Genomic DNA, 11,910 nt, shown 5'->3' on the forward strand with positions numbered 1-11,910 from the left:
TACTTATGAAAAAATGGATATTTATGTTGCTCCTCGCGGGCAGCATACAGGGAGTATATGCTCAAAAAACGGAGAAGAAGGATAAATTCAACCCGAACACTCCCCTGTTTGAAGAACTGACAGACGTAAAAAAGAAGACAGATAAGTTCAATCTTTATCTGAATATGCAAGGAAGCTTTGACGCTCATTTCCAAAATGGTTTTCAGGAAGGTGACTTTAATATGCACCAGTTCCGCATCGAAGCCAAAGGAAATATCAACAACTGGCTTTCTTACCGCTATCGCCAGCGCCTCAACCGCTCGAACGATGCAAACGGCATGATTGACAATCTGCCTACTTCCATCGACTATGCCGGAATCGGTATCAAACTGAATGACCAGTTCAGTCTCTTCGCAGGAAAGCAATGTGCCGCATACGGTGGTATCGAATTCGACCTCAATCCTATCGACATCTATCAGTACAGCGATATGATCGACTATATGAGTAACTTTATGACCGGACTGAATGTAGGTTATAACATTACTCCCGAACAGCAACTTAACCTGCAAATACTGAACAGCCGCAACAGTTCGTTCGACAGCACTTACGGAATAACGGAAGATGCCGAAGGAAATCTTCCCGATCTGAAATCCGGCAAAATGCCGCTGGTTTATACTTTGAACTGGAATGGTAATTTCAATAACGTATTCAAGACCCGTTGGTCGGCTTCTATCATGAACGAGGCCAAAAGTCACAATATGTATTATTATGCTTTAGGTAACGAGTTGAATCTCGGCAAATGGAATGCTTTTGTCGATTTCATGTATTCAAAAGAGGACATTGACCGCAAAGGTATTATTACCAGTATCGTAGGCCGTCCGGGCGGGCATAACGCTTTTGATGCTAACTATCTTTCGGTTGTTGCCAAATGTAATTACCGCTTTCTTCCGAAATGGAATGTTTTTGTGAAGGGTATGTACGAGAGGGCTTCCGTAGGCAAGGCGTCCGAGGGAATAGAGAAGGGAAATTACCGTACTTCCTGGGGATATCTGGGCGGTATCGAATATTACCCGATGGAAACCAATCTGCACTTCTTTGTTACCTACGTGGGACGTTCGTATGATTTCACTTCCCGCGCCAAGGTGCTGGGACAGGAGAATTATAGTACTAACCGTATTTCTGTAGGATTTATCTGGCAGATGCCTGTATTCTAATTCTAAAGCAAGAAACCGGGCTGACAATAAAAAAATACCCGATAGCTTCTTACAACAGTTATCGGGTATTCTTATATGTTCGGTCTTTTTAAATCAGAACCCAGGTATCTGCTCCGGCCCATTCAGGCATATGCACAGCATCCCCACTGGGGAAAGACAGTCTATTCAACTGCTTCACGGAAGCACAGATAAGCCGTCTCATCAATTCTGGCAAGAGAGACTGACATTCTTTTGTGTCAGCCCATTGCTTCAAATGTGTTGATGTGATGAATTCCATAGATTACCTATATTGAGACTAGATATTGATGAACAAATATACAACTTCTTTTTGACCCAATACACAAAACATTGAAAAGATGTCGCAAATTTTTCTCAACATACTCGACAAAAGAGATTGGAACAACAGCGTTGACCAAATTCAAAAACTCACCGAAAGCCCCATAAAATCAACTAGGGAATATCCGTTTACGCTTTCATGGTCTCACTATTTGATATTAATGCGCATTGAATCTGATGAAGAACGCAGATTTTACGAAATTGAGTCTCAGAAACAAAATTGGAGTGTACGTCAATTGCAGCGGCAATATAATTCAAGCCTGTATGAGCGTTTGGCTCTCAGCAAAGACAAAGATTCAGTCTTGTGTTTAGCACAAGAGGGGCAAACGATCAATAAACCAGATGACATCATAAAGAATCCTTTAACGCTTTTTAGTAATCATTGTTCTATAATATATACAAAGAACTATGGACAATTTGTAATGTTCTAAATTATATCGAACTCACGTTAGTTTAGATGCGGGAGATTCAAAAACGCTGCAAATTCGAGGGGCGAAAGTGACTGGTTTATGTGCAATTACGATTTTCCCGGAGTCAAGAATATAAAACGAATGGATAAAAAATATTACTACGGTATACTTCTTGCATTTTTAAACTTCATCTACCCTCCCATCATTTTTCCCATCATGAAAAGACTTGTTATTTATAATCTTTTGGCAACATTCCGAACTTCTCTTTAAAACATTTTGCAAAATGGGAAGAAGAAGCAAAGCCTAACCGTTCTGCTGCCTCAGCTATGCGAACACCATTTGCAATTAATTCAGCTGCTTTGTTTAAGCGGAAGTTCTTCACATAGTTATTAGGAGGCATACCAAACAAACCTTTCATCTTCCGGTAAAGATTAGAATGACTCATATTCATTTGATCTGCCAATATATCAATTGAATAATTTTCATTAATAACCTGCTCCGATAAAATTGCATTGATCTTGTCTATAAATTCTACATCTTTTTGAGAAATAGCAAAATCCGAAAGTGAAGAAGATGAACCAATTGTGATGTCCGTCATCTGTTTATGAAACGCCAATCGCAGTTTTAATAAATTCTCGATCTGTTTATAGAGCTGCTTAACAGAAAACGGTTTCTCAAGATATACATCAGCACCACTTTCAAGTCCTTCCACTTTAGATTCCAATGTCGTTTTTGCAGTCAGCAAAATAACAGGAATATGAGAATAAGCCATATCGGATTTTACATGATTACAAAGTTCAAGTCCATCCATTTCAGGCATCATAACATCACTGACAATAACATCCACACTCTGGCGTGTGAGTATTTCCAATGCTTCTTTTCCATTACCGGCACGTATCACCCTAAACCAAGTACTTAAAGCTTCCCGAGTTAGATTTAACAATTCAAGATTATCCTCCACCAATAAAACAGTGAATCTCCTATTAGCAAATTCAGAAACAGAAGTCACCTCTTCTCCAACATCTACAGCATCCGTTTCAGTCAATTCATCAGATACATCTTCTGTTTCTACAGTTCCCAATGGTAAAGATAATACAAATGAAGCACCGCCCTCGGAACTATTTTCCAGAAACAAACTTCCATGATGGGCTTCTGCCAAAGACCTTGCAAATGCCAAACCAATCCCAGTACCCTTAGATGATGCCACAGGATCATCAGGCAATTGATAAAAAGCTTGAAATATTTTATCGCGTTGGTCCTCCGGAATACCGGGACCATCATCAGTGACCTCTATCCTCACCTCGTCATCTACTGATAATACCTTCAATTCAATTCTGGATTTCGCATATTTCATCGCATTCCCTATCAAATTTACCAGAATCTTACTCATCTTTTCCGAATCAATCATCATGTTAATCTCTTCATGAGGCAAACAAAGATGTAATGTCAGTCCTCTCAACTCCGCAGAACCGCAGAATTGATTAAAAATATCACTGACCAATGCATTAACATTGCATTTCTTCAAATTCAACTGCAAAGCACTACTTTCCAACTTCTGAAAATCAAGTAACTGATTGATGATTCCCAATAGATAATCTACATTCTTTTCTATTACAGAAATATACTTATTCTCTTTCCCTTTGATTTCCTCTTCTCTCAATTTCTCCAACGGCAAACGAATCAAACTTAGCGGAGTTCGTATTTCATGTACCAAATTAATAAAGAAATTGATTTTCGATTTATACATTTCTTTTTCTTTGGTAGTCTGATACTCCTCCATCCGACGTTTATACTTACGCCTGACATACAAATTCCAACGCCAACCAAGAAATACGATAGCAGCAAGTAACAACAATGCATATACCACATAAGCAATAGTAGTCCGCCACCAGGGAGGAGTAACCACAATCCATAAAGAAATTGCCTTTTCAGTCCAATAATGGTCATTATTTGAACCACGAACCAAAAACTCATATTCTCCCGGAGGAAGGTTGGTATAGGAAGCTGTATTATTAGAAGAGTTGTTAATCCATTCCTTATCTACTCCGTTCAAGATATACGCATAACGATTTCTAAGAGGATCTTCATAGCTAAGTATCGCAAAACGAATTGTAAAACTGTTATTCTCATAAGGTAATTTTATTTTATCAACAGTATAAAAAGGCTTATCCAACCGGAGCAACCGCCTCACTTCCCGCTCATTATTCAAATTAGGGAAACTGATATTTATAACATAAACAGGAGGAAGATAGGTGTTATCTGTAAATTCTTTCGGTTCAAAAACATTAAATCCGTTCACTCCTCCAAAATACATCTTTCCAGTCGATGAAGCTAATGAAGATTGCGCTGTGAACTGATTCCCCTGCAAACCGTCATTTATAGTAAAAAGACAGTTCTTATTCTTATCTGCAGGATTAAACTGATATAACCCGGAATTACAGGAAATCCAAAAGTTGCCGGCCAGATCCTGCTCTATCGAATAAATAACCTTATCCGGTAACCATATATTTTCCGGATCAAAATCAACAAAAGTTTCTGTTTCTTTGGAAAAAGAGCATAATCCTCCACCATTGGTCCCAAACCACATCGTACCTTTCCTATCTTCAAATAATGTTATCACGGAGTTACTCGTAATAGTAGTCAGGTCCTCCCGGATATGTTCAAAATGTTTCCACTCTTCACCAACTGTATTATAACAGAAAACGCCGCGATTTGAAGTCGCAATCCAAAGATTATTGTACATATCCTCATAGATGTCAGTTACAGAAGCCATAGCACCGACATTTATCACAGTTATAAAATTATCCGATTGTGGATTATAACGACATAATCCCCAGCTTGTTCCGACAAAGATTTCTCCTTTACGATCTTTAAAAAGGCTTAATACATCATTACTGCAAAGTGTATTCGGAATATCACGGGAATAAGTATAACTTTTAATATTCCCTGTCTTCAGATTTAACACATGCAATCCTTCAGCATAAGTTCCTACCCAAAGATTATCGCCCTCCAACAACAAACTACGTATATCGTATTTTATATTTGATTTCTTCAAAAAATACTCATGAAAAGAATGAGTTTGTGAATTGAAAAACCACAATCCATTCCGGGTTCCCACCCAAACATTCTTCTCCCGATCTTCACAGAAAGGTCCTATCTCCTTATCTGCTTTTTCCATCCCCGTCAAAGACAGAGAATAAGTAGAAAAACGCTTCGACTGTTTAGACATGTAATTTATTCCACCGGAATTAGTCATTACCCAAAGTGTACCTTCATTATCCCGCATCATCGCGTGTACAGTCGGATCGCTCAAAGCCCATAAACCAAACGGAGAGTCTCCCCTACGAAATGTCTTACGCTCACGGTCAAATAAATAAATGCCATTGTCTGTACCAACCAGCATTTCTTTCCCGTTATAGTCCATCAGACAAAGAATAGAACTGAAACTCTCTGCAGACGTATTATATATTTTTAATTCCTGACTTCCTTCCTGATAGCACCCTAACGAATTCGTCCCCACACCGCACCAAATTTCATGATCAATACTATGGAGACAGTTAATCCTCTGATTGCCAATATTCAATTCGAATGAAACCGGATAACTTTGCAGAAAAGTTCCTTGTTCATCAAAGCACAATAATCCCTCCTGCATAGAAGAGACATAGACAAGAGAATCCGTACCTTGGCAAATATCCCAGGCAAAAAAAGTCCGGATACTATTTTGAGTCAGAACGTCTTTTACCGGATCATAAATAAAGATGCCTTGTCCCAAAGTAGCTATCCAAATCAAACCATTTTTAGTTTTTACGATTTTCTTGACTTCGCAACTAATGAATACTCCATATTTAGTTGTCTTATCAAAATACAAGAAATGATCGTCAGAGCGATCATAAATGTATAGCCCGGAACTTGTTCCTATCCAAAGGTCTTCACCCTCTTCCATCAAAGAACCGACAAAGTTGTTCCCTAAAGAATATTTGTCATTTAGAACATTCCGATAAATTTTATTTCCGCTACCATAATAGCAGTTCAACCCATTACTCGTACCTATCCATAAAAAGCCATAACTATCTTGAATTGCACACCAAGTTGTGTTATGAGACAATCCGTTTTCTACTTGATATTTCTTAAAAGAAAACTCTGCAGATGCCATTAATGGCTCAATACAAAAAATAATAAGACTGATAAATGCTATTATTGCTTTTTTCATATTATATACCCATGTCGATTCAGCGAGTCAAATATAGCTATTTTAGTAACCCAAGCCAAATCTCAAAATTATTTTCACTTGGAGAATAGATAAAAACAACACAGATAACGTCTATTGATCTCATCGACGTTATCTGTGTGCCAAACAATACATTTACCTCATTGTCTTCAGACAATTAATCGTGTAATCCCTTTTTTCTCAAATAATCCAGCATGAACCCCGGACGATCAGTCTGGAGAATCCGTGCCCCCAGCTCTTCAATCAGATATCCATAGTTTCCATCCGGATCTTTTAAAGCCTGATCGTCTTCATGCCCTCCCGCAAGAGAAGCCCACAACGTATTGTACCAAATCCGACTCTTTCCCAGAATAATCGATTTCACTTTTCGAGGCAAAGGACTGGAAGAATCCGAATAAACCAATTCGAAGGCAGCAGGATGCAGCTGTGTCATATAGTCCCTGACCTTCTTTTCGCCATCCTTTCCGTCAAGTCCTATCACCGGTATGTAAATCACTTTATCCAGATAATCTCCAAACTCACTTTTGACAGTTTCCACCGGCTGGCCTCCTTTCATTATCACCAAACTGGCAGTTCCGGTTTTCTCGAGCACAGCGTATACCTCGTCAAACACAGAATACGCCTTATCCAAGTTAAACATAATCTGACCTTTGCCTGCCAACAATGCCTCTTCCAATGTTGGAACAATATGTTCTGTCAGATTTCCATCCTTATCTTTCAGTTTCAACTTCTTGATTTCTGCCAATGTATAATCCTTAATCAATCCTTTACCATTGGTTGTCCGGTCTACACGGTCATCGTGCATCAATATTAATTGTCCGTCTTTAGTCTTGTGAATATCAATCTCCACAATATCCACTCCCATTTGTATGGCACTATCAATTGCCGCTACGGAATTTTCCGGTGCACTCCGCCAGTTCCCCCGGTGTGCCACGACTAACACCTGATCGAACTTCGGATCTAAAAATGCCTTACGGATCATTTCTCCCCGTTGCGCAAACAATATAAGAGGTTGCAAACAACAGAATATCCCTAACCATATCAGTTTGTAGTTTTTCATTGTCATTCGTTTAAATAAATTGTATCATTATTCTTGATAAGCTCCCGGCCACATCGCATTTTTATCACGCGGATTCCCCAACTGGTCAGTGGAAAAAGCATCCATCTCATCCAACCATTTTCCAAACTCCTCACCTAAATTCTGGAAAGGACAACTATCCGGTTTAAAGCCGGTTGTGATCGCATTCTTAACAGCGTCGGCAGCAGTCCGGGTAAACTCATTCACATTCCCGTCCCAAGTATAGACAGAACGATTGGCATCCCATACGACATTTAAAGAGCTAATCGTACTGTTATACTTATCAAACTCTGATGTTGTAAACTTGTTGGTTGATGCAGGCATGATCGTACCGCCCATCAGATTATACCCTTTGGATGTCAAATGGCGAGTATCATCACCGGACATTTCAACAACCGGATTAGCTGCATTTTTATTCAGGATGATATTATTCATCAAGAATGATTGCCGGGCCGGCCAGGATTCACAACGAATAACAGCCCCGCTATTTTGAGCACCATCCTCGATAATGGTAGAGTTTACAATCAACATACTCCCCGCGCCGTTAATGGTTCCATCTCTACCACTATTATTGGTAACAGTTGTATTATTCATACATAAATGACCGTTTGACATTTGAATAGCATAACCGAACTGTCCGCCTTCATTGCCTGTAATGGAGCAATTATTCATAAAAAGAATACTCCCACTGTCATTGACACGAATTGCGCCTCCACGCGAAGATGCCTTGTTGTTTCTCAACTGCACATGATTTAGTTTGGCTGTCCCCTTATACATGAATATACCGGAACCACCAGCCTCACCTGAACCATTTACTCCCGCATTATAGCACTTTTCAATGATACAATGATTCAACTGTAATGTTGCATTGCCACTGCTACCATTCGCAATCAGGAATCCACCACTATAGCCATTTATTTTCTCATTGGGATGATAACCGCAAGAGAACGTACAACCTTCAAATGTAATATCTATCTGGTTTCCTAATGTAAACAAGGAATAATCACCCGCATCCGCAATGCCGTTATTATTTGCATCTCCTGTGAAAGTAGTCAGATACCGGACAGGATCACGCTTGCTTAAATCCTTCCGGGTACTTTGAGGATCATATCCACACACAACCTTTATTTCGACTTGTTTACTATATCCGCTATACTCTATTTTCAGACCGGCTTCCTGATCTGCTATCAAATAGGTACCGCCTGCCACATAGATATTCTTACCATCCAATTTCTTAGCATTCGCAGTCGTGATCGCACTGTTAGTGTTAGTTCTCAATAGATTGCGTAACCCGTCTACTCCCATTGCATTATCCCAATCCATACCGGTAGCATTCCCTGTAGCATGCTCTTTCACATAATAAGCGTCCAATTGCAATTCCGTTGCATCTCCCCCATTGATTGTACCAGTCTCCCATGGAGTGACAATCGGTTCACTCAATCTAATGACCGAACCTTCTACTTTCAAAGTAAATTCATAACAAAATCCGGCCTTTATTGCAGGAATGCCCGGCAATACCAGATCTTCCCCCTTGTAATTTAAAGAAACGAAAGTACTATTAGGATTTGCAGTTCCCGGAGCTACGATCGCCGTATATTTACATCCGCTTTGTCCGGCTTTCCCTCCTTCAGGAATGGTGACATACGGTGAAACAAGTGCAGTTCCCGATGAAACATTTCCGTCCGTATATCCCTGATAGGAACCGATTTTAACTCCTAGAGCTTTACTTTGTGAGTCTATATCGTCCAATGTCATGATAACTTTCGCCATTCTCCGGTTCATATTCAGATGAAGGACACCTGATCCCTCATTTATAGCATCTTCTACTGTGCAAGTCATGTAGTCTGCGCTCGCCAGATTTTCCAAACTCTGCTGATTAATAGGAAGAGAGAAGTTGGCTACGCTTGTTCCTTCAGTCACCGGATAAAAGGCAGAATAAGTAACAGGTTCATTTCCCCACCTAAGATAATAGTTATCCGTAGGAGCCCATTGCCCTCCAGACAACATATAAGTCACACTACCATCTTCGCAACTCAACAGAATCTGGTCTCCATTATTAAATTGCATTTGCTGTTCATTTGTTCCTGTAGGATTACTACGGGTATATGCAGCATCAATAACAGCATTGATCTTGATTGCACCGGAGTCTTCATTGAACACGGCTATCTCTTTATCCGTATCACAAGCTGCCATACCCGTTAATATACATGCAGCCAATATATGTTTAGTAATTTTCATAACTCATCTCCTCCTTTTTATTTCTGATCGATAATCTGACCGGTTGCCCGATATTTCATTTGCATGGTAGCCAACCGTGCCGTTTCATTTACATTCAGTGTCAGCGTATGCTCTACTCCCTTTTGCAACTCAATGGGCTCTTCGGCAGTCCATATATACAATTTTCCGTCATAACTGAAATTGACAGAAAAGCCTTCTATTATTGTTTGCGGGAGAAGAATGCATTCATACCCATCCGTACCCTTATAGGGGGCGATAGTTGTAGCTACAGCATCTTCCCGTGGAATGACTACCGGTTCCGGCACTGACAAATCACAAATACCACCCGCTATTGTACCATTTACAGCCATATCGCCCAGTTTACTGATCGCCGCATCTTCCATACCATTATTTACCGTCACTTTTATAATCAGCTTGCTCATGGCATGATCCAAAGTAACTTTCAATCTACCATCTGCGGTGAGATCCTGTTTCGGATCAACTATTGATTTAGTCAACAGGAAATCAGAAGCAATCACATTTTCTTCAGTAGTTTGGTTGCTTTGTATGTTGATAGCTAACGGAGTGTCTAAACTAGCTTCCGAAATGTAAGGAGCATACGCCACTACTGTTACCGGAGTTCTTGCATTATCCCAAAGCATTTGTTGCCCGTCCGCCGTATTCCAGTCATTATTAGATTTTACCATTTGCGAATTATAATCATAAGCAATGTTTTCACTGTTATGAATGATCAGTCCAAAACTCTCCAGATTACTTGCATCATATCCGGCACGCGACACAGGCGCATTCACTTCTGTCACAATACGGATTATATGATCTTCGGGAAAGTTGCCGGTCGGCTGCGTCCCGTCTTCAATGTTTGAACAGCCTGTCAGACTAATGACCAAAGCGGTCATTATATAAAATTTGTTTTTCATATCACAATTACTTTTTAAAGATTCAGTTGGACAATACAGCATCATAAGCTCCCATTTGCATCTTATCAGGATTGCGTGTCACGCCACGCTGATCCAATCCGAAAGCATCTTCACCCATCCATTCCACGAATACCTCACCTAAATTAACCATAGGAGAAGCAGCAGGATTGAAACTTTTCACAGCATTGATTACAGCTTGTTTGGTAGCATAACCACCCACCTGTCCGATCTGGTCAATATTCCACTTATAAACACCCTCTTCCGTCAGGTTGCCATTCACAAGGGTAGGATAAGCAGTATCAGAAACGTCCATTGTGAAATTATTAACTCGCTGATACAAGTTATATCCCATGGAGTAAGCTTCTTTATTCGCTCCATTCAAAATGAAGCTTGGAGCGGTAGAATTCTCGGAAATCAACAGGTTATTAATAAACTTAGTATCACCATCAATAGAGGTTTCACATCGAAAGGCGCCATACTCCTGATCAATATCATGCCCTACAATCGTACTATTAGCGAGCATGAAACTACCTCCCCCGTTTAAAGCAGCACCTTTTCCCGGATTTCCGACAATGGTTGTGTTATTCATACAAATATGTCCCGATGATATCTGAATACCGACCCCAAAAAGTTCTCTTACTGAATTGCCAGTTATCAGGCAATTATTCATAAACACAACAGCCTTATTGCTGTTACACCGTATTGCTCCGCCACGGCTATCCGCCGCATTATCCAGAAACTTCACATTGTTCAGTTTCGAGCTCCCGGAAGCAATAAGAATAGCTGTACCTCCCGCTACTCCTCCTTGCCCGTTGACAGCTTCCGTTTTACAATCCCTGATAATACAATCCGTTAATTCGACAGAGGTGCTATTGACGTTACCATTGATATAAATTCCGCTACCACACTCGTTAGACTTGGCATCATTATTAGAAAGGTACCCATATTGAAAAGTAACTCCTTCAATCCCAATAATCCCTCCTTTCACCAACAATAGTCCGCAATCACCGGAATCAGCCTGATTATTACCGTTTACATCTCCGCTGATCACTGTCTTATACGTATCAATACGACGATTAGTCAGATCTGTCCCTTCGCTCAACAAACTATATCCTCCTTTGATCGCTTTAATGTCTTTGCGGATAATCACCCCGAGTCCTCCGGTCTCGGACATCACATATTTTCCCTGGCTCATGTAAATAGTACTCTTGGACAGATCGATAGATCCACTCAATAATTTGCGAAAACCAGCTACATCCATTGCCTGATCCCATGAAGTACCATCCATGTCCCCTTCACCGAATTGAGTTACAAAATAACTTTCCAGTCCTTTTTGCAAGACAACTTCTTCATCCAGATCATCATCATAATCAGTAATCATCGGAGGATCAACCATCTCATAATCTTCCTGACACGCCTGGCTCACTAAAATAGTGAAGGCCAAAAGCCCAATCTTTGATATTGTGAGCAACTTATTTTTCATTTTTCTTCATTTTAAACTTGTACACTA

Annotated in this window: 8 protein-coding genes; 2 read left to right on the forward strand and 6 right to left on the reverse strand. The window is 40.1% G+C overall.

Translation table 11 applies throughout. The annotated features are described in order from the left end of the window. The first annotated feature begins 5 nt into the window (after positions 1–5). Complete coding sequence (locus tag INE92_RS16535; protein WP_195436379.1) at positions 6–1,193, forward strand: porin; 1,188 nt, start codon at positions 6–8, stop codon at positions 1,191–1,193. Between the two features lie 88 nt (positions 1,194–1,281). Here INE92_RS16535 and INE92_RS16540 read toward each other — a convergent pair whose 3' ends face one another. After that, positions 1,282–1,470 carry a hypothetical protein gene (locus INE92_RS16540; RefSeq protein ID WP_008645720.1) on the reverse strand — a complete coding sequence of 63 codons (189 nt, stop codon included), beginning with the start codon at positions 1,468–1,470 and terminating at the stop codon, positions 1,282–1,284. Between the two features lie 79 nt (positions 1,471–1,549). Here INE92_RS16540 and INE92_RS16545 point away from each other — a divergent pair, with 79 nt between their 5' ends. Next, positions 1,550–1,960, forward strand: coding sequence for a DUF1016 N-terminal domain-containing protein (locus INE92_RS16545; RefSeq protein WP_195436380.1), 411 nt, complete (start codon positions 1,550–1,552; stop codon positions 1,958–1,960). A 208-nt stretch (positions 1,961–2,168) separates the two neighbouring features. On the opposite strand, the gene INE92_RS16550 is transcribed toward INE92_RS16545, so the two are convergent. The 5 genes from INE92_RS16550 to INE92_RS16570 all read right to left on the reverse strand — a co-directional run bounded on the left by INE92_RS16550 (position 2,169) and on the right by INE92_RS16570 (position 11,883). Next, complete coding sequence (locus INE92_RS16550) at positions 2,169–6,149, reverse strand: hybrid sensor histidine kinase/response regulator transcription factor (RefSeq protein ID WP_004313437.1); 3,981 nt, start codon at positions 6,147–6,149, stop codon at positions 2,169–2,171. A gap of 175 nt (positions 6,150–6,324) precedes the next feature. Further along, the gene (locus INE92_RS16555; protein WP_195436381.1) at positions 6,325–7,227 is read right to left on the reverse strand and encodes a glycerophosphodiester phosphodiesterase family protein; all 903 of its coding nucleotides are present in this window, start codon (positions 7,225–7,227) and stop codon (positions 6,325–6,327) included. Positions 7,228–7,254: 27 nt separating this feature from the next. Continuing rightward, on the reverse strand, positions 7,255–9,483 hold the full coding sequence (locus INE92_RS16560; RefSeq protein WP_015531731.1) for a fimbrillin family protein: 2,229 nt from the start codon (positions 9,481–9,483) through the stop codon (positions 7,255–7,257). A 17-nt stretch (positions 9,484–9,500) separates the two neighbouring features. Then, positions 9,501–10,400 carry a fimbrillin family protein gene (locus tag INE92_RS16565; protein ID WP_008642684.1) on the reverse strand — a complete coding sequence of 300 codons (900 nt, stop codon included), beginning with the start codon at positions 10,398–10,400 and terminating at the stop codon, positions 9,501–9,503. Positions 10,401–10,422: 22 nt separating this feature from the next. Then, positions 10,423–11,883, reverse strand: a complete 1,461-nt coding sequence (locus INE92_RS16570; protein WP_008642682.1) for a right-handed parallel beta-helix repeat-containing protein — start codon at positions 11,881–11,883, stop codon at positions 10,423–10,425. Positions 11,884–11,910 lie beyond the last annotated feature (27 nt).

The sequence above is a fragment of the Bacteroides xylanisolvens genome, assembly GCF_018289135.1.
In the GTDB taxonomy this organism is placed as follows: domain Bacteria; phylum Bacteroidota; class Bacteroidia; order Bacteroidales; family Bacteroidaceae; genus Bacteroides; species Bacteroides xylanisolvens.